The organism is Streptomyces diastatochromogenes (genome assembly GCF_002242805.1).
Taxonomy (GTDB): Bacteria; Actinomycetota; Actinomycetes; order Streptomycetales; family Streptomycetaceae; genus Streptomyces; species Streptomyces diastatochromogenes.
This window is the reverse complement of the sequence record NZ_MCGQ01000019.1, coordinates 33,693-51,345: the sequence shown is the minus strand read 5'-3', so window position 1 is coordinate 51,345 and position 17,653 is coordinate 33,693. Positions and strand designations below refer to the sequence as shown.

The window sequence follows — 17,653 nt, the reverse complement described above, 5'->3', positions numbered from 1 at the left end:
GGACGCGTCCGCGCGGACGCATCACGGGCTCAGGAGATGCGAGCGCGGTGGAGAAGGCCTGGACGAGGTGCATGGGGGTGCTGGGGGCGAACTGGGCGGTCCAGCCGTTGCCGTGCTCGTCCCTGGCGCCCGACCACCACAGGGGGTTGCCGTCGCCGTCCTGGCGGAAGTGCATCCAGGCCGAACCATCGGGACTGGTCGCGGCGTAGTGCCGGCCCTCGAGCCGGGTGTGCCAGCGGTGTCCCTCCAGGGGCGCCCACACGTTGGGGGCGTGCGCGGAGCGGGGACGGGTGAGGGCGTCGGTCAGTCCGGCGATGATCTCCACCGGGGCCTGTCGGCCGATCACCGCCCACCACTCGGCCTGGTGCCCCTGTGCCGCGCCACGGATCGCCCAGCCGCCCGGCTGGGTGAACGGGTCGTAGGAGATCCAGACCGCGCGGTCGGGTCTCTCCAAGACCAATGGGCCGCCGTTCTTGGACTTGTCCCGCCAGCCGGAGGCACGCAGGAACTCCGAGACGTGGCGGATGTCGCCGCCGCCGGCCAGCGCTCGGGGCTCGACGAGGTAGTGCTGCTCGGCCTGCTCGCCTGAACCCCAGCCGTGCCACTGGGTATTCCTCATCGGCGCCGCCGGGCGACGAGCGGGGCGGGGGCCGGTGGCTTGGCCGTGGTCGTACTGGGGCGTGTGCCGAACTGGGTGAGCGTCTCGTTGTGGTTGTCCAGGTCGAGGCCGATGTCATGCAGTTCGTTCGCGGCCCGGCCCAGGGACAGCCATACCTCCGCCGGCAACACTCCGCGCTCGGCTTGGTCCTTGGCGAAGTAGGAGCCGGTGATCACGAGATGGGTGAAGGCGCCGAGGATTCCGTCGTCAGGGTGGAGGACACGTGCGATGACCTGCAGGGCCTCGGTGGCGGGCAGCCGCTGGAGGTCGTTGGAGAGTCGTCCCAGTTGGCGTGTGATCTCGTCGGCCAGCCGGACGGCGTACGGGGTCGGGTGGGTCATGTTGCTCCGAGGGTGTCTGGGTCAGCGGTGGTGGCCGGTCCGCTGGGCCTCGGAGAGAGCGGCTTCGGGGTGCGCACCGGCCAGTGGGGAGGTGTGGTCGGGGTCTACGGGAATGCAGGCGCGCAGGTAGCGGCGGAACAGCGCGGTCGCGAGGCGGGGCGTCAGGCGGTGGCTGATCGGTGGTGGTGTGCGGGTGGTTACGGGGTTCTCCGGTTGGTCGTCTGGGAGGATGCCTGGGAGGGGCGGCCCCGGCCTGGGCCGGGGCCGCCCGGGCTTATGGAATGCGCCGGGTGGACGCGTGACGCCGGGCGGGAGCGGCAGTGCCCGACGGACGTGTGGCCTGGCGGGATGTGCCGGATCGGATCTCGTGCACGGCCTGCTGGTAGGCGGTCTCGTCGAAGACGTCGGGGGTGCAGTTGACCGTGTATCCGGCCAGAAGCAGGGTGGGGACCGCCCGGCTCGCCAGCCGCTGCTGCTCGGCGCTGTCGAGGTGGGCAGGGACCTCGTGCCAGATGTAGACGGGGCCGACGGTGCGGGCCTCGCGGCGCTTGAAGCCGAGCCGGTCGAGCAGGTCGAGGAGCTGCTCCGGCGCGCCGGTGGGGGTATCGGCGTGGATTGTGGAGGTCAGGGCCCTGCGGTAGATCTCGACGTCGGTGCCGTACTCGTCGGCACGGTTGCCCATGGAACTCCGTTTCATCGGCTGCGGGATACGGCATCGGCCGGACGCTGCGCCGGACTCGGCGGTCTCACGCCGGGGTTGGGAGCGCGGGCGCTGTTGTTCCGAGCGAGGAGGATCTGGTCGGTGGCTCGTGAGAGTGCATCGACCCTGCTTTCGAGCTGTGCAGCCAGTTCCCGGTCTTTGCTGGAGAAGTCGGGCAGCAGTGAACAGACCCAGGCGGCTACGACTACCTGCCGGATGAGCGGCAACAGTCCCTCGGCAGGGCATGCGATCTCCGTCAGGAGGGCGGTCCAGTCGTGGCTGCTCTCGGCGCGAGTGGTCCGTTGGGGCAGCTGGGCCAGGTACCGCAGGGCAGCTTCCCGGTCGCCGTCCGGTGCGGCCAGGTCGTTCAGAGCCGGGTCGAAGTGAACGCTGTAGCCAGCGGTGAGCAGCGTGCGATGCGGCCGTGGTCTTCCGGCGCTGCTCCTCGACGGGAAGGCCATGGGGCAGGCGGTGGTAAGTGCCGCGGGGGCCGGAGGCGTCGAGGAATCCGGCCCGTTGGAGGATGCCGACTGCTTGTTTGGTGCTGCCGAGTGCGACGACCAGTCCGGTGCGGGCGTCCTTGGTGATGGTGATCTAGTCCAGGACGTAGAAGTCGGGTTCCGGGTGCCTCATCGAGATCGGGCTTGCGATGCGCGGGGCCCGGCCGGGACGGCGGGGGTGGCCGGCGCCGTGGCGGTGGGGGTGATCCGGCCCGAGGGGTGCTGCAGCGCGATGTCGATGCCGTGGGCGCGCAGCTGCCGGCCGGTCTCCCGGACGGCGCGGGCCTGCTTGGTGCTGTCGTCGCCGTTGAGGCGATAGATGCCGGTCTGCTGGTCGGAGACGAATCCGTTGGTGGCCAGCACTGTGGCGGCGCTCGCGCCGACGGGGGTGGCGGCGAGGCTGCCGTCCGGTTGCCAGGTCAGCACGACCCGGTCGGGCTGGGATGGCAGGATGCCGTCGTTTGCGTTGTGGCGGACCTGGGCGAGCGCGATGTCGTAGCGGGCGAGCAGGTCACCGGCGACCCGCTCGGCGCCCAGGAAGGGATCATCGGTCAGTGCGATCCCGTTCGGCTCGCGCCCGCCGCGGTACGCCTCGTCGGGAAGATCTCGGGGGGCGACGGCGGCGATGAGGAAGCCGTCGCGTTCGTCGTGCCGGTCCAGGACGAGGAGCTGGGCGCCGTCCGGACGGGACAGGACGGCCGCCTGCTGCAGCGGATGCTCGGCGAGGGACTCGGCGACGAGGTCCAGGTCCCAGATGCGGTCGGCTAGTTCGGCGAGGTCTTCCTTGTGCTCGGTGGGGTGGTAGGTGCTGCTCCAGGCGCCGGGGAGTTCGCCGGCGAGGACGTCGGCGAAGGAGGCCAGGCGCTCGGAGTCTTCGTGGTGGTGCATGGAGTCCTTCGGCAGGGGAGGGTCGAGTGTCAGCGGCGTGGTCCGACGGCCACGGGCGACGGGGGGACGGGGATGGGGCATGGCGGGGGCGGGCAGGCGCACACGGCGGAGCGTGACGGGCACTTGCTCGGTGCAGGTACGGCGGCCACGGCGAGTGGCGGGCCGAGGCCCGGGCGGTGGTGGGTCGCGCGGCGCAGCGGTGGGCGGGTGGGCCTGCGTGGCCAGAGAGCGTGGCGCGGCCGGGGCGGCGAATGGGCAGACTCACCGGCCGCCCCGGGCGTCGGCGACGTGGACGAGCTGGCCGAGGGTTGTGATGGTGTACCAGCCGCAGTCGATGACGGCGTCGTCATGGCCGGCGAACCTCGGCAGGAGGTGATCGGCCATGGCCCGCAGGTAGATCAGGCAGTCCGGACAATGCCGCGAGAGGTGCACGAGGTAGCGAGGGTGGGCCGTGATGAACGTCTGGGCCCCGCCGTCGGGGTCGCGCAGCCGCCACCCGTCTTCGTCGGTCGGGGTGTGCCAGGAGGGAGCGACCACCCGCACCGCGTCCCCCCACAGTTCCTTGCCGGCCACGCCCTTGATGACGACGACCTGGTCGCCGGCCTGGAAGTGCTCGTGGGTGATGTCCCGGTCCGGGGTGAGAGGGTCGGGCGTCGGCGCGAGGGCCGGGGTGGACGGTGGAGTCCGGGAGGGCGGGAGCATGCAGGTCCTTCCACGCGATGCGGGGTGGCGGTGGGAGGATCAATGGTCCGCAGGATCGCCGGTTTGGCTAACCGGCGAACTGCGGCTATGTTCCGGCCGGATCAGTGGAATGGGTTCTCCGTCCCGCGATCCTTGTCGGTCGCGGCATCGAGGAGTTCGAGTAGGTCAGTGCCGTCTGCGTCGCGCTGGTCGATCCACCAACCGGCCCGGGTGATGGTGCGGGCCTTCTCCTCCAGCTCCGCCCAGTCGGCCTCGTCCCAGGTGCCCTCGATGACGAGCGCGGCGTGCGCGGCGGTCATCAACTGGTGACGCGAGCGTGTGCCCCAGTCCAGGGCCCGTTCGGGGCCTTCCAGCGGCGGCATGTCGAACTGCTTGGCCCACTCGGCGGCGGCCTGCTGCTCCTCGGCGCGCTTGGCGGCGAGCCACTCCTCCTTGGACGCGGTGTCGGAGTCGCGGGCGGCCTTCCAGCAGCCGGTGCAGTCCCGTTCGGCGAGCCAGCGGGCGAATCCTGCCCGCCGGTCGGCGGCGCGGTTGGACAGGTCATGGACGACTTCGTGGCCGCAGGCGTGCTGGACGGTCCACTTCGTGCGGACAGTCATAGATCGATCTCCTTGAACGGTAAGCGGGGACGTCGGTTGAGGTTGAGAAGGTCTGCTCGTGCGCACCGGTGTGCTACGCGCGGCGGGCGACGACCGTGCTCGGGGTCGGCGGCGTGGGAGGTGTGGTGTTGAGGGCGGGGCGGGGCCGTAGCCGAGGTGGTGTGGGTGTGCGATGTGGGGGCAGGACGGCGAGGGTCGCGCCGAGGTCCTCGGCTGTGTCGTGGACTTCGCGGGTGAGGAAGGCGAGTTGCCGGCTGAGGGCGTCGAGCCTGGCGCCGACCTGCTGACCGCGGACGGTGTCCAGGGCGTAAGAGAACTTGGCGGCGGTGTTGAGGAGGCGCTCCATCCGGACCAGAGGCCCGGCGTCGTAGCCTTGCTGCGCGGCGGTGATCAGTGTCTCGGAGACCTCGCTGGCGCCTCGGGCCTCGATGACCTCTTGGAGCAGCTCTTGCAGGGGTCGCTCGGGGGTAGGTTCGGGGCGGTTGAACCGGGACGCGGCGTCCGGGCGCAGGACTCCGGGTGGGACCGCGCGGGGCAGGGCCTGGCCGGCGGCGGATTCGTTGTCGTAGTGCCCGATCACCTCCCAGCCCGGCGCGTCCAAGTCGCCGGCGGCGGCAATGACGGTGGAGGTTTCGTCCTCGATCAGATAGGCGAGGGTGATCAGGCGGCCGTCGGCCGCGTACCAGGATTCGATCGGGTCCAGCTCGCCCCTGCGCCGGGCAGCACGGGCCTTGTCGGTCCACGTGCGCTTTTCCTTGGTGGTCAGTTCGGGGCCGGGCTGGTGGTGCTGGTCGGCGAGTCGACAGCGATGGAGCAGTAGTCCGCCCAGAAGGCCAGGTGCGGCCACACGGCCGCGTGCTGCTCACGCTCGTCAGCCGATCCGGGTGTGGCAGGGCCGTCCAGGACGCGGACGATCTCTGTATGGGAGATTGCGAGGGCATCTACCAGGTCGCGCCAGGCCCTGGTGTGCCGGGCCGGAGGCAGACGGTCGAGGCCGCTGCGGGCGCGAGGGCGGCTTGGGTGCGTCGTGTGCGGGCGGCTGCGGCAGCGTCGTGGTTGATGGTGCGGCCGTAGCGGTCACGGGCGGCGTCGAGTGCGGTCTCGGTGTCGCGGTCGATGATCGCCATCCGCAGCCGGAAGCCGCGTGCCCCTTCGGCGAGCTGTGCCGCGCGCGGCGTGGTGGTGTCGGAGATCAGGTCCTCGTGGGAAAGGGTTCAGCGGTGGGGTGGCCGGCTGGGCGGCGCCTGGGCGGTCATGGCGGGCGGTCGAGAAGGCGTGACCGGGCCAGGCGGGCGAGGGCGGAGGTCGGCGTCGAGGTGCACGGGGTAGCGTGCGGCGGTGAGCATGTCGGCTGCCCAGGTCGCGTGCTCGTTCTCCCACTTTTGTCCCAGGTCGAACGGCAGCCGGATCCAGTGACCGCGCAAGGACGGCTGGAAGAGGAACCCGGCTCGGAGCAGGATCTCTCGGGCGAACGCGTCGACTGCTCCGGTGACTTCGACCTCGCCTCCCAGCCCGCGGACGATGCGTATCTGCTCGCCGCCGGGGCTCATCGTGACCGCTCGGCGGACAGGTGAACGGTCGGGGCGAACGCAGGCTTCGGCGGGATCGGTCGGGCGGCCGGCGGGGAGGTGGTTGGCGCGGTGCGGTGTTGCGGTGAGCGTACGGAAGCGGCCTGCGCGAGACGGGTGCGCCGGTCCGACAGGGCGCGGGGTCGGAACGGGCGCGGCGCAGTGGCCGGTGCATCGGGGTCGAGGCCGACGTCGGCGTGCACGGCGTAGCCCTGGGCGCGCAGGTCGTGGACGGCTTGGCGGGTGCGGCGCGGACCGTCACGGTCGGGCTGGGTCAGGCGGAAGAGCCCGGGACGTTCTGGGACGGGTTCGAACTGCTCGCGGGTGAGGAACCAGTGGGCCAGGTGCGCGGGCATGGTGGCGGTGAAGGCCGCGACGAAGCCGTGCTGTGGATGGGTGCCGAAGGCGAAGTGAGTGCCAGGGTCCAAGAAGGTGGGTTTTCCTAAAGGTCGGGGCCGGTCAGCGGTGGTGCGCGGATGTGCCCGGCGGGAGGGCGCGGGCCGGCTGCGGGAGCGCGGGGGCGGCTTGTGGTGGCGGGGCCGCGGCACGTGCCTGGCGCAGGAATCGGGCGCTGTGGGTGAGCCAGGTCTCGATCAACGGCTAGCTCCGCGCGTGGTGCTCGGCGCGGGACAGCGGGGCGCCGCTGGCAAGCTCCTCGCGTACCTGTTCCGCGAGCGCGGCGCCGGCGGGCTCAGCGGCTCGCGCGAGGGCGAGCGTCGTACGGCGCAGGGTCACCGTGATCTTCTTCTGATAACGGGCAGCGGCCCGGTGCCGGAAGGCGTTCTTCCCGGCCAGGTAGCCAGCAATCGGGTCAGGTGCCGGACCTCGTCGTCCAGGATCTCGCTCAGCCCGGGTCGGCACGGAGGTGGTCGGGGAGCGGGAGCTGATCGAACACGGTGTTGAGCCGGTCGGCCACGTCGTGCAGCAGCATCCGCTGATCGGGCTCGGCCAGCGACAGGCATCGCACGGGAGGGTCGATTTCATCGCCGCGTGGTAGACGATCGCCACGCGGGCGGCGGTGCGCCGAGCACTGCCGCTGCTGGGCAGGGCGGACGAGAGGCGGCGGCTGGGGCGGCGTGGCGGAAGTTGACGACGATGCCCTGGGTGGTGAGCTGCCGGACCGCGCTGTGGAGCAGGAGGGCTCGTGCCTCGGTGTCGTAGGAGGAGGGCAGGACGAAGGCCGCCTCGTGCGGGCTGTACTGGAAGTAGCAGGCGTAGAGCACGGTGCGGGCCGCGGCGGGCACGCTCGTGTACGGTGCGCCCACCACGCCGTCGGCGTACCAGATCAGCGTGACTGACTCGGTGACCTCCGGCGCACCGGGCCGGTGCGCCGGGTCCGGCTGGAGGTGGGCATTGCGCCGGACCGCATCCAGCGCGTCGGCGTAATTGGGCAGAACTCGGCGGGAGACCTGGGCGGCGGCCCTGGCGGGATCGTCGGGGACAGCGATGCCGTTCGGCTCCTCCACCCCGCGGAAGTGGTGCTGTCGGAACCCCTCGGGCTGCAGAGGCGCTACCAGGTACTGGCGAGGGTGACGGGGGCGCGGTATCACGCACAGCTGTTCGCCGGGGGGACCTTCGAGAAAGGCCGTCGGCGGGTCCCAGTCGAGCAGGGCCGAGTGGGCCGGGCCGCAGTCCCAGATCCGGTCGGCGATATGCGGCTGGTCGGCGGGCGGCGGGAATCCGGCGTACTTGCGGTACCACTTGCCGGGCAGGCGTGCTGCGAGTGCGGTGGCAAGGTACTGGTGGTGTGTGGGGGCAGGTGGTGCCTCCTGGTCGGGGGAAGGAGTGGTCGGCGAGAGCGTATTGGCGGAGCGGTGCTTCAGCGCAAACGCGCGTCGGTGTCGAACAGCTGCAGTTCATGCGGGTGGAGGAGGTGCTGAACGATGAAGGATCGTCCGGCGACCTTCCACAGGCCACGGCCCCGGTTGAGATGCGCCATGGCCTCGGTTTCGACGGAGGTCAGGCCCAACAGTGCGGCAGCGGCGTGGAGCTGGTCGGTTTCCTGCCGGTAGATGATGCGGGTGGAGCAGTCGGCGAGGAGGCCCTCGGCGAGTGCTCGGCCTTGTGATCCGGCGTCGCCGGCGGTGAGCAGGTCGGACAGCCGGTGGATCACCATGAGGTTGGCGATGCCGAGTCCGCGGGAGAGTTTCCACTGGGCCTGCATGCGCTGCAGCAGGCCGACGTGGCGCATCAGGCGCCACGCCTCGTCATAGACGATCCACCGTCGGCCGCCGTGCGGGTCGGTGAGAGCGGATTCCATCCAGGCGGAGGCGCAGGTCATGGCGAGGACGAGGGCGGTGTCGTCGCCGGATCCGCCGAGCCGGGACAGGTCGATGGTGAGCATCGGCGCGCCGGGGTCGAAGCGGACGGTGGAGGGGGCGTCGAACATGCCGGCCAGGTCGCCGTGGACGAGGCGGCGCATGGCGTGGGCGAGGTCGCGGGCTGCGTCGCCGAGGTGCCCGGCCATCGTTCCGGCGGCCTCATCCAGCTGAGCGGGGTCGTTGAGGGCGGCGGCGACATTGCCAAGGAGCGGCGTGCGGCCGGTGCTGGCGGCTTTGGTGACCGCGATGTCGAGGGCTACGTCGAGCGCGGTGTGTTCCATCGGCATCAGGTCCCGGCCCAGGACGGTCCGGGCCAGGGAGCCGAGCAGGAGGAGGCGCCTCTTGCGTATTTCACTCTCCCAGTCGGCCTCGGAGATGCTCTCGGGGCGCGGGGCGGCATCCAGGGGGTTGAGGCGGCCGGGCAGTCCGGGGCCGAGGGCGACGGAGGTGCCGCCCAGCGCCTGGGCGACCGGTGTCCACTCGCCCTTCGGGTCGCAGGGGACATAGACCCGGTAGCCGAAGGCGATCGAGCGGAGGGCGAAGCTCTTGGCGAGCGCGGACTTGCCCTGGCCGATCACTCCGGCCAGCAGCACGTTCGGGTTGGTGAACCCCTCAACGCGGCCGTACAGGGCGAACGGGTCGAAGACGAAGCTGGCCTGGGCGTGGACGTCTTGGCCGATGTAGATGCCTTCGGCGCCGAGTCCTCCTTCGGCGAGGAAGGGATATGCGCCGGCGGCGATGGCGGTGGTCATCCGGTGTGCGGGCAGCCTCAGCCGGTTGCCGCGGGCGGAGGCGGGGCCGGGGCGTCCGCTCGGCGGGTACAGCGGCGCGGGCATTTTGTGCTCGGCCGGTGCGGTGCCCGCTGAGTGGGCGGTGGCTTCGGCGCGTGCTTTCGCGGCGGCTTCGGCGAGCTGGCGGCGGCCGGCCTTGCGGCTGGCCCGGTCGGTGCCGTGCGGGGTGAACAGCGGTGACGCGGAGGCACGGCGTGCGCGGCGGGCGGGCCGGTGATTCATCAGGGGCCCTCGTTTCAGCGGGTGCTGCTCATCGCACGCACGCGGTGGTGTGCGGCGCGCGGTTGAGGTCGGTGGGGGTGGTGGTGCGGCGGACGATGTGGCCGGCGGCGAGGTGGCGCTGGCAGATGGTGAGGAACGGCGGGCCTGCCGGGAGCTGCTCGGGACGGCACTGGGTGGAGTCCGCCGACGTGGCCGGGAGCAGGTGGAAGGCCGCGTGGATCTCGGTGGTGGCCTGGTACAGCCGGGTGTGCGCTGTGGCAAGGTGCCGGCCCGCACCGGGATGCGGTGGCCGGGTGGTCTCGGCCAGCTGGTGAAGAAGCCGCTGCACCTCGGCGAGGTGAGCGTGGAGGGCATCAAGGTGCACGCGGCTCACCGGAGCCGCCGCGGCGGGCCGGTTCAGGGTGCGGGTGTGGTGGCGTACTCCGGCGGTGGCGGCCCGCAGGTAGGGCTGTGCATCGGGTTCGAGGGTGCCGGGCTGGGTCAATGGGAGGTCCTTGCCGCCAGGGAGGCGGGAGCGGGGGCCGGTGGCGAGGTGGTCAACGTTGTTGCCGGGCGGGCCTGGGCGGTTTGCTTGGTACTGCTCGCAGGCGACGTAGTGCGTTCCTGCTCGGCGCGCAGGTCGACATATTCGCCGCGCGTGGGAAGGCTGGGATGGCTCTGCTCCGGTAGGTAGACGATGTCCGCGCCCTTGGCGTCCGGGGTCCCGGCGGTGTCCAGATACCACTCGTGCCAGCTCGGGTGGCCGGCCAGGATGCGGGCGGCGTCGTCTAGGTTCATGGCGTTGACGACGAAGCTCGTCGGGGCTTCGCCGCTCTGTCGCTCCTGACGGGCGAACGTCAGGGTGAAGGGGCTGGGTTTTGGTGGGCCGATGAGGTCGGCGAGGTGGCTGACCACGGTGTCGAGGTGGTCGCTGGCCTCGATCGCGGTGCTGATCCGGGCCTCGTCGTAGTCGGCGTACTTGTCCTCGATCACCTCCCCTTCGTCGCGGTACTGGTCGAGGATGGCGCGGTGGCGGTCGGCCAGTTCCTTGCATGAGGTGAGCAAGGCCCGTAGTTCGCGGAGCAGTTGGTCGTAGTCGGTGATCGATGTCAGTGCGTGTCCCGGGGACTGAAGGGTTTACAGGGTGGTGCGGGCGAGGGGGAGTGCGGCAACGGTGAAGGCGTCGGGCTGCTGGAAGAACAGGCGGCGCAGGTCGACGCCGGCGGTGACGGCTGCGGTCTCGATCTGTGCGCACGCGGCGTCCAGGGCTGTGTCGGTGTCGGCGGTGACGGTGACCAGCCCGGTCAGGGCGACGTCGGCGTGGCCGGCGATGAGCTGCCGTTCACGGTTTTTGACGTCGGAGTACTCGACGGAGTCCTCTTCGCTGTCGACTTGACCGCGCCGGGCGCGTTCGGATGCGTCGGCGATGATCGCGGCCTTGCGGCGCTGGACGTCGCGCAGCGCGGACTCGAGTCCCTGCGGGACGTAGGTGAGGGAGAGAGTGCGGCGGACCCCGGCAGTGAACATGAGGCCGTGCAGAAAACCTGCGCCCATCTCGGTGCGCGGCCAGTTCTCCACCCAGTACGTGGCGTGGCGCGCTGAGTCGGTGGCGATCCGGTCGTACTCCTCGACCTGGACGACGGGACCGGCGGCGGCTGGGTCGGCTTCCGCACGGCCGGTTGGCGACCACTGCTGGAGCGCGGCGAGCGCCTTGGGGTCGTAGGCGGTGCGGACGACGGCGGCGATCTCCCGGGCGGACAGCCACCCGGTGATCATCAGTCCGGCGTTCCGGGCGGCCTGCGCGATCGAGGCGGTGGACTGCTCCATGACTGTGAACGCTCCCGGCAGCCCCCCGCCCGCCTGACCGATGAGCCGCTTGGCGGCCTTGAGATCGAGCGAGATCGCCAGGTACGTCTCGTGCGGGGCGGCGGCGGGACCGGCGGAGGCAACTAGTTCCGAGTAGACCTGCCCGGCGATGGGGGCCTCGGGCCGGCCGTGCTGGGACCAGTGCCGGGCCAGGGTGTCACCGGAGTCGGGGACGGTGCGCTCCAAAACCTGCACGGTGGTCACGTGCCCGGTGCGGGCCGTGCCCGCGAGCGCGCGTCCCCACCCGTTGACGTTGTGGTTCTGCGTGGCCGGGTCCAACAGGGCGAAGGCGCGACTGCTGACGCGGGCGATGGCCGTGAGGGTCTGCTGGTGCGGGTCGTAGACGGCGGCGGCGCCGTTGGTGGAGTCACCGGGGGTGACCACCTTGAGAGAGGAGGCGGCGCCGGGCAGGTGGAGGACGCCGTCTTGCCGGGGCCTGGTGACGGGCCGGGCCAGCCACAGGGTCTGCCCGGTGCGGCGGCGCCCGGCGTAGCGGGCGACGATCGGCGCCCAGTCGATCAGGGAGCGGCCTTGGCGTCGGATGGCGACCAGGGCGGCGACCGTCGCCCACAGCGGGGCCAGGGCGATGGCGCCGAGCAGCCCGCTCGTGACGACCGTCACCAGCAGCAGCGCCAGCGTGCAGGAGACAAGGGTGAGTTGGGGGAGGGTGAGCCCGAGGAGGATGCCGCGGCGGCTCCTGTGGGGGAACTTCACCGAGGCAGGGGCTATCGAAAGGTCGGACAAAGGCAGTGGTCCTGGAGCGAAGGGCCTGGGGGCGGGGAGGCGGGGGAACCTCCCCGCCCCCAGAGATCGGGCATCGGGCAGGGGCGGTCAGAGACCGGTCGAGGGCGGAGGAGGAGAGGCCGGCCCGTTCGTTCCGGAGCTCTGAGTGCCGACTGGCTGTGTGCCAGCGGAGGGCGGAGCGCCCTGGGGTGGTGGGGTCGTGGCTGGCGCTGCCGACTGCCATCCGCCGGCCTGGCTGCCGGCTGAAGTGCCTGCTCCGGGGCTGCCGCCCATCTGGCCGCTGGTGTCGTCGGTGGCACGGGTCGGCGGGGGCTGGACGGCCTGCTCCAGGCCGGACTTCGCGGAGCCACCACCGGGGGAGCCGCCTGAGCCTGCGCTTTTCGCACTGTCCTGGCCGCTGTCGGACGAGGTGGAGGCGATGTCGCCGGGGAATCCGTCCTGGCCTGGGATGGAGTCCGGTCCCTGCGGGGCTGCAGCGGCTCCGGCTGCGGCGCCGCCGGTTCCGGCGGTGGCCGCCATCGCGGCGGCCTTCCTCCCGGCGCGCTCGGCGTGCTGCCGAGCGAGCTGGGCGCCGGCGCCGCCGGCCCGGTGGAGCGTCTCTCCGTCGGATCCTTCAGCCGCCCAGTGCACAAACTTGAACGTCGCGTAGGGGCACAACAAGACCAGGATCATGATCACGATGCCGGCGAGGACGTCGGCGAGTGCGGCCAGGCCGTCCTTGGCCTCTGTCTTGCCCATGGCGGCGATCCCGAGGACGAAGACGACCGTCATCAGCAGCTTGGAGGCCACGAGGGTGGCGGTTGCCTCGATCCAGCCCTTGCGCCAGCGGCGTGCGACCTCCCAGCCTCCGCCGGCTCCGGCGAAGACCGCGAGGGTCACCATGACCAGAATGCCGACCTTGCGGACCATCATCACGCACCAGTACAGGACCGCGCCGATGGCGGCTCCGAGGCCGGCGAACACGGCGACGAGCCATCCGAGTCCTGCGAGACCTGGGATTTCGCTGACCTTGACGATGCGGCGGACTGCCGTGGCGATGTCCATGTTGGCGGTCTTGAACAGCCCGGCGGACAGGGCGTCGGTCACTTCGATTGCGACAGTGGTCAGGGCGATGGCGGCGAACGCGAAGATCACGCCGGACGCGGTCCCGGTGAACGCCTGTGTCAGAGCCTGCCCGTCGCGTCGGATCGCGGCGCGGACGAGCTGGGCGCAGAAGGTGGCGACGAGCAGGACCAGTCCGATCGGCAGGATCGTCTCGTAGTTGTCGCGGAACCAGGTGGCGTTGAGGTCGACGCGGGTGGTGGCATCGACGGCTTTGGACGCCAGGTCGGCTGATGCGGCGGCGAGTTCACCGGCACTCTTGGCCAGCCAGTCGCCGATCGCCTTGCCGGGGTCGGAGGCGAAGTCGACCGCGTCGCCGACCGCGCAGACCGTGTCCGCGACGGGGAGATCACAAAACCCCACGGGGGCTCCTTTCGGTCAGGGCGCGACGCGCGGGGCGATGGCGACGAGCGTGCAGTCGGCCGAGGGTCGGCACTGAACGGCGAGCGTGATGGAACGCTCCTCCGCGCCCCCGCCGCCCTTCCAGGCGATGGTCTGCTTGCCGGTGACGGTCACTGCGTAGATGTACGCCTTGGTAATCGCGGAAGGGTCATCGGACAGTGCCTGTTTGAAGGCGGCCGGGTAGTGGCCTTCGGCGATGGTCGCGGCAGCGTGCTGCTTCTGGTCCGCCATGCGCGACCACAGCAAGGGGTCGGGCATCTGCGCGGAGACCGAGGCCCAGTCGCCGTACTGACTCTCCTTCGTCATCCACGCCTTCATGCCGGCCAGCTGCTGGGCCTGGGCGGTGGTGCGGGTGTCGTACGACCAGAGCATCTTCGTGGCGGCCTTGGCGAACTCCACCGGGTCCGAGATCCTCGGTGGCCTGGCCACCGGGCCGGTCCCGGAGGATGGCTCGCCGGTCTGAGAGGTGGAGCTGGGTGTCTGCGACGGGACGGGGGCGGAGGTGTGAGGGTGGTCGCTGCGGCGGGTGACGAAGGCGGTTGCGGCGGCCAGGGACAGCAGGCACGCCAGGCCAATCGCAATCACGGCGACGCGGCGATTCGGCGACCAGCCGATGCCGTACGCGGGGAACCGCTTCTGCATCAATGGACCTGCGACCCCAGGCTGGAGAAGAAGGCGATGATGCCATTGGCAGCACCGAGGCCGATTGCGGCGCCGGCGGCCACGACGGCACCATTCTTGCCGTTGGCCTCGGCCTGGTGACCACCGGTGTGGCGGCCCCAGGCCCAGACGGCGAGGCTGACGGCGAGGGCGCCGACGGCGGCGACAATGCCGAAGAGGTTGATGCTGTTGACGACGTTCTTCAGGACGGACAGGCCCGGCAAGCCTCCGCCCTTGGGGGAGATGCCCGGATCGTAGGCGAGCTGGATGACACGGCCAGCGAGTGGGGACATGGGTATGGCGGGCTCCTTTGCTTGCGCATGCCAGAAGGCGCTGGCAGAGGGGAAGTTGAGAAAGACCGGGGGAAAGGCGCCCGAGCGGCGCGAGAAAGCTGTAGGTTCCAACCTGACTTGTCGTCTGACACCAGGCTGACCTGCGGCTCTGGGCGGCTGTCCAGACGGTCTGTCGGCGGTTTAGTCCAGCTGATTTGTCAGGTTCTTCGGGCCGAGGCACTGAGCTGGCTGTTGGCCCCCACGCCGTTAGCCGGAACTTCTAGTATTTGGTGCATGGCTCCTGGGTGGGATGTAGCGAACGTTGTGGCGACAATCGTTGGGGCAGTGGGGACCGTCTCCGCCGTGGTGGTAGCGCTGGGCATCGCGATCCGAGACGGCCGCTTGATCCGTTCGGAGCGCGAGTACCACGAGGCACCGCAAGCCCGTAGCGTCGTGTCTGAGGTCCCCACTCCCGACTTGGTGCGGATCAGTAACCACAGTCGCGAGCCAATACTCGTCGCGAGGATCACTGGAGTCAGCGCGCGAATGACTCGGGGTAACGGTGAAGTTGAGCATTACCTGGGCAAGGCGGAACCAGATCTGAACGGGGTTGTCGCCCCGGGCAGTAGCTGGGAAACCTCCATCGAGCTAGTGGATGTCGTCAACCCAGGACGGACGCTGCAACCGAACCACGGCGTCGATGATTGGCAAATATCGGTGACCTTTCAGATTTTGGACAGCGAAGGCCAAGCCTGGCAGCGCACTGACAACGGGCGCCCCGTGAAGGTCAATGACTAGCTTTGCCAGTGTCTCGAAGGCTTGTAGCGCGGGTCCTGAGTTCGTGGGCCGCGGCGCGGCGGGCCCTGCGCGACAAGTCGATGGCAAATCACTTGGACAGCGACATCTCTAATCGGAATCTACAAAAGCAGGGCCGGCGTCAGACGACGCGGCGGGCGGCGAGGACCGTCCAGTCCTTCAGCGGCGTGATCCGGACGGGCTTGCCAGTGCGGGGCGCCTCGATGACCAGGCCCTCCCCGATGTACATGCCGACATGCTCCGGGCGGGCCGCGGTGCCGCGGCTGAAGAGCAGGTCACCGGGCTTCAGAGCGTTCGGTGAGACGCTCTTGCCCTCGCCGACCTGCGCGTACGTGGTTCGGGTGAGGGTGATGCCGGCGTGCGCGTACGCCTGCTGCATCAGCGAGCTGCAGTCGCAGCGGGCCATGGCGTCGGGGCCGTGGGGGTTCGTGCAGGACCCGCCCCACTGGTACATCGTCCCGAGCTGCTGCATCGCCCAGACGATCGCTTTCTTCGCCCGCGGGTCGGTGCCCTTGGGGATCTTGTATCCCTTCGGGACGGCGCCTTCCGGGATCGGCCCGAAGGACGAGCCGTCGGCGGTGTCGCAGCTGGTCGTGGTGGACGGCTTGTCGTCGTCCTTGCCGGTGTCCTTCTCCCCGCTGTACGGGAAGGTCGCAGCGATGGCCTTCTGCAGCGCGGCAGCCATCGGTTCCCACTTGGCGTACGCGTCCGGGTAGCCGGACTTCTGCACTGCCTGGGCGGCCTGGGTGACGGTCATCTGCTGCCAGCCGTGGACCTTGAGCAGCGCCTTGTAGAACTGCTCGGAGGCGTAGACGGGGTCGTGGATCTGCTCGGCGGTGCCCCAGCCCTGGCTGGGGCGTTGCTGGAACAGGCCGAGGGAGTCACGGTCGCCGCCGCCGAGGTTGCGCAGTCGGCTCTCCTGTAGGGCGGTGGCCAGCGCGACGATCTGCCCGCGCTTGGGGACGCCGAGGCTGATGCCGGTGGCCACGATGGTCTGCGCGTTCGGAATCTGCTCACCGGGCAGCTCCAGGCCCTTGATGTGGACGTGAGAGGCGTCCGCGCCGTCGAGGATCTTGGTGACCTGCTCGGCGATCTGGCCCGTGTCTGCGTCGGACACGCAGTCGAGCGACGAGGTGGTGCTCTGGGCGGCTTCGCTGGAGGCGGCCATCATCATGGCGCCGCCGCCGAGGAGAAGAGGGGAGAGGAAGACGACGCCGATACCGGCGGCGAGCCCCTTCAACCCGAGCGGCCTGCTCGCAGGTCACCGTTTTCGGGCAGGGGCGGGTAACGAGACGTCATGCAGGGGTCCTTGCGGGTGCAGTGTCCGGCGTGCCGCGTGCGCGAGGCGTGTGGAAAGGGATCGCGGCGGCCGGGGTGGGCGGATCGGAGGGTGGTCGGCGCAGGCGAGTAGCCGCTCGCCGGGTGCGGCCGGAAGTGAGCTAGGTGTGCCTGGGCAAGGGGAACCTCCGCGAGGCAGATTGGGGGAATAGCCAACGGCGTTGTGCGCCGGGCGGTTCAAAAACAGTAGGCCCAGATCGGCGGTTGACCAAAAAGTCGGCGTGAGGTGCCGGAATCCGGCCCATCAACCGCCCACTTCTTGGTCGTCGGCCGATTCGCGTCTACAGTTTTTGAACTCCCCTCGCCTCTCCCCGAACCGCGGCCACGGGCCTCTCCATGTCCGATCTCCGGCCTGCGGGGACTTACTGATGCGACGGGAATCCCTCCACAGGTACACCGAATCGGGGTTTCCCTTTGCCTTTTTCCCTGCATCAGGGCGACGCCCTGAGCGTCCTTTCCACGCTTCCGGACGACTGCGTCGACGCGGTAATCACCGACCCGCCCTACAACTCCGGCGGCCGGACAGCAAAGGAGCGCACCAGCCGCTCCGCGAAGCAGAAGTACACCTCCGTCGATGCCAAGCACGCGCTGGCGGACTTCACCGGCGAGAACATGGACCAGCGCAGCTACGGGTTCTGGCTGACGCAGATCATGACCGAAGCCCACCGGCTCACGAAGACTGGCGGGACCGCGCTGCTGTTCACGGACTGGCGGCAGCTGCCCATCACGACGGACGCGATCCAGGCTGCCGGCTGGCTGTGGCGGGGCGTACTCGCCTGGCACAAGCCGCAGGCCCGACCGCAAAAGGGGCGCTTCACACAGAACTGCGAGTTCATCGTCTGGGCCAGTAACGGGCCGATCGACGCAACCCGGAATCCGGTCTATCTCCCGGGCCTGTACAGCGCGTCGCAACCCTCGGGCAAGCACCGGCAGCACATCACGCAAAAGCCCGTCGAAGTGATGCGCGAGATGGTCAAGATCAGCCCGCCGGGCGGTACGGTGCTCGACTTCTGCGCTGGCTCGGGATCCACCGGCGTGGCCGCTCTGCTCGAAGGACGCGATTTCATCGGCGTGGAGAAGACCGAACACTATGCGTCCATCGCCGCCGACCGGCTCGCGGAGACGATCTGCCAGAGCCTCGGCCAGGACGACATGGTCCTCACCGCCTGAAGCCACAACTGTGCC

Annotated in this window: 24 protein-coding genes; 2 read left to right on the top strand and 22 right to left on the bottom strand. The window is 70.2% G+C overall.

What is annotated here, in order from left to right; all coding sequences use genetic code 11:
• From BEK98_RS22975 to BEK98_RS22890, 21 genes are all read right to left on the bottom strand, one after another.
• A partial coding sequence (locus BEK98_RS22975) for an SPDY domain-containing protein (RefSeq protein WP_094218530.1) occupies window positions 1-619 on the bottom strand: 619 nt, incomplete at its 3' end.
• Window positions 616-999 carry a hypothetical protein gene (locus BEK98_RS22970; RefSeq protein ID WP_094218529.1) on the bottom strand — a complete coding sequence of 128 codons (384 nt, stop codon included), beginning with the start codon at window positions 997-999 and terminating at the stop codon, window positions 616-618. The genes BEK98_RS22975 and BEK98_RS22970, both read right to left, overlap by 4 nt.
• Window positions 1,000-1,273: 274 nt before the next feature.
• Window positions 1,274-1,681 carry a hypothetical protein gene (locus BEK98_RS22965; RefSeq protein WP_094218528.1) on the bottom strand — a complete coding sequence of 136 codons (408 nt, stop codon included), beginning with the start codon at window positions 1,679-1,681 and terminating at the stop codon, window positions 1,274-1,276.
• Window positions 1,682-1,692: 11 nt separating this feature from the next.
• Window positions 1,693-2,160, bottom strand: coding sequence for a hypothetical protein (locus BEK98_RS22960; protein WP_244201940.1), 468 nt, complete (start codon window positions 2,158-2,160; stop codon window positions 1,693-1,695).
• 168 nt (window positions 2,161-2,328) lie between these two features.
• Window positions 2,329-3,087, bottom strand: coding sequence for a hypothetical protein (locus BEK98_RS22955; RefSeq protein ID WP_094218527.1), 759 nt, complete (start codon window positions 3,085-3,087; stop codon window positions 2,329-2,331).
• Window positions 3,088-3,348: 261 nt separating this feature from the next.
• Window positions 3,349-3,789: a hypothetical protein gene (locus tag BEK98_RS22950; protein WP_094218526.1), complete on the bottom strand. Its 441-nt coding sequence runs from the start codon at window positions 3,787-3,789 to the stop codon at window positions 3,349-3,351.
• 101 nt (window positions 3,790-3,890) lie between these two features.
• A complete protein-coding gene (locus BEK98_RS22945) occupies window positions 3,891-4,388 on the bottom strand; it encodes a hypothetical protein (protein ID WP_094218525.1) in 498 nt (165 codons plus the stop codon).
• A 73-nt stretch (window positions 4,389-4,461) separates the two neighbouring features.
• The gene (locus BEK98_RS22940; RefSeq protein WP_341868983.1) at window positions 4,462-5,235 is read right to left on the bottom strand and encodes a hypothetical protein; all 774 of its coding nucleotides are present in this window, start codon (window positions 5,233-5,235) and stop codon (window positions 4,462-4,464) included.
• Between the two features lie 94 nt (window positions 5,236-5,329).
• Complete coding sequence (locus BEK98_RS51125) at window positions 5,330-5,515, bottom strand: hypothetical protein (RefSeq protein WP_341868982.1); 186 nt, start codon at window positions 5,513-5,515, stop codon at window positions 5,330-5,332.
• 87 nt (window positions 5,516-5,602) lie between these two features.
• Window positions 5,603-5,938 carry a hypothetical protein gene (locus BEK98_RS22935; RefSeq protein WP_094218524.1) on the bottom strand — a complete coding sequence of 112 codons (336 nt, stop codon included), beginning with the start codon at window positions 5,936-5,938 and terminating at the stop codon, window positions 5,603-5,605.
• Window positions 5,935-6,384, bottom strand: coding sequence for a hypothetical protein (locus BEK98_RS22930; protein WP_094218523.1), 450 nt, complete (start codon window positions 6,382-6,384; stop codon window positions 5,935-5,937). The genes BEK98_RS22935 and BEK98_RS22930 overlap by 4 nt, the downstream gene beginning before the upstream one ends.
• A gap of 172 nt (window positions 6,385-6,556) precedes the next feature.
• Complete coding sequence (locus BEK98_RS50905; RefSeq protein WP_279635477.1) at window positions 6,557-6,691, bottom strand: hypothetical protein; 135 nt, start codon at window positions 6,689-6,691, stop codon at window positions 6,557-6,559.
• A gap of 109 nt (window positions 6,692-6,800) precedes the next feature.
• Window positions 6,801-6,923: a hypothetical protein gene (locus tag BEK98_RS50900; protein ID WP_279635476.1), complete on the bottom strand. Its 123-nt coding sequence runs from the start codon at window positions 6,921-6,923 to the stop codon at window positions 6,801-6,803.
• A 13-nt stretch (window positions 6,924-6,936) separates the two neighbouring features.
• A complete protein-coding gene (locus tag BEK98_RS22925) occupies window positions 6,937-7,422 on the bottom strand; it encodes a hypothetical protein (protein ID WP_244201939.1) in 486 nt (161 codons plus the stop codon).
• 353 nt (window positions 7,423-7,775) lie between these two features.
• Window positions 7,776-9,290, bottom strand: a complete 1,515-nt coding sequence (locus BEK98_RS22920; protein WP_094218521.1) for an ATP-binding protein — start codon at window positions 9,288-9,290, stop codon at window positions 7,776-7,778.
• Window positions 9,291-9,318: 28 nt separating this feature from the next.
• The gene (locus BEK98_RS22915) at window positions 9,319-9,774 is read right to left on the bottom strand and encodes a DUF6238 family protein (protein ID WP_094218520.1); all 456 of its coding nucleotides are present in this window, start codon (window positions 9,772-9,774) and stop codon (window positions 9,319-9,321) included.
• On the bottom strand, window positions 9,771-10,334 hold the full coding sequence (locus BEK98_RS22910) for a hypothetical protein (RefSeq protein ID WP_094218519.1): 564 nt from the start codon (window positions 10,332-10,334) through the stop codon (window positions 9,771-9,773). The genes BEK98_RS22915 and BEK98_RS22910 overlap by 4 nt, the downstream gene beginning before the upstream one ends.
• A 72-nt stretch (window positions 10,335-10,406) precedes the next feature.
• Window positions 10,407-11,879 (bottom strand): SCO6880 family protein, encoded by a 1,473-nt coding sequence (locus BEK98_RS22905; RefSeq protein ID WP_167444236.1) that lies wholly within the window; start codon window positions 11,877-11,879, stop codon window positions 10,407-10,409.
• An 87-nt stretch (window positions 11,880-11,966) separates the two neighbouring features.
• Window positions 11,967-13,343 carry an SCO6881 family protein gene (locus BEK98_RS22900; protein WP_094218517.1) on the bottom strand — a complete coding sequence of 459 codons (1,377 nt, stop codon included), beginning with the start codon at window positions 13,341-13,343 and terminating at the stop codon, window positions 11,967-11,969.
• A gap of 15 nt (window positions 13,344-13,358) precedes the next feature.
• A complete protein-coding gene (locus tag BEK98_RS22895; RefSeq protein ID WP_094218516.1) occupies window positions 13,359-14,024 on the bottom strand; it encodes a hypothetical protein in 666 nt (221 codons plus the stop codon).
• Window positions 14,024-14,335: a DUF6112 family protein gene (locus tag BEK98_RS22890; RefSeq protein WP_094218515.1), complete on the bottom strand. Its 312-nt coding sequence runs from the start codon at window positions 14,333-14,335 to the stop codon at window positions 14,024-14,026. The genes BEK98_RS22895 and BEK98_RS22890 overlap by 1 nt, the downstream gene beginning before the upstream one ends.
• A gap of 342 nt (window positions 14,336-14,677) precedes the next feature.
• On the opposite strand from BEK98_RS22890, the gene BEK98_RS48615 reads away from it, so the two are divergent.
• Window positions 14,678-15,112, top strand: coding sequence for a hypothetical protein (locus BEK98_RS48615; protein WP_143684152.1), 435 nt, complete (start codon window positions 14,678-14,680; stop codon window positions 15,110-15,112).
• Window positions 15,113-15,251: 139 nt separating this feature from the next.
• Here the strand turns inward: BEK98_RS48615 and BEK98_RS22885 are convergent, their stop codons facing one another.
• The gene (locus tag BEK98_RS22885) at window positions 15,252-16,370 is read right to left on the bottom strand and encodes a C40 family peptidase (protein WP_094218514.1); all 1,119 of its coding nucleotides are present in this window, start codon (window positions 16,368-16,370) and stop codon (window positions 15,252-15,254) included.
• A gap of 512 nt (window positions 16,371-16,882) precedes the next feature.
• Between BEK98_RS22885 and BEK98_RS22880 the strand changes: the two genes are divergently transcribed.
• On the top strand, window positions 16,883-17,638 hold the full coding sequence (locus BEK98_RS22880) for a DNA-methyltransferase (RefSeq protein WP_094218513.1): 756 nt from the start codon (window positions 16,883-16,885) through the stop codon (window positions 17,636-17,638).
• Window positions 17,639-17,653: the final 15 nt, after the last annotated feature.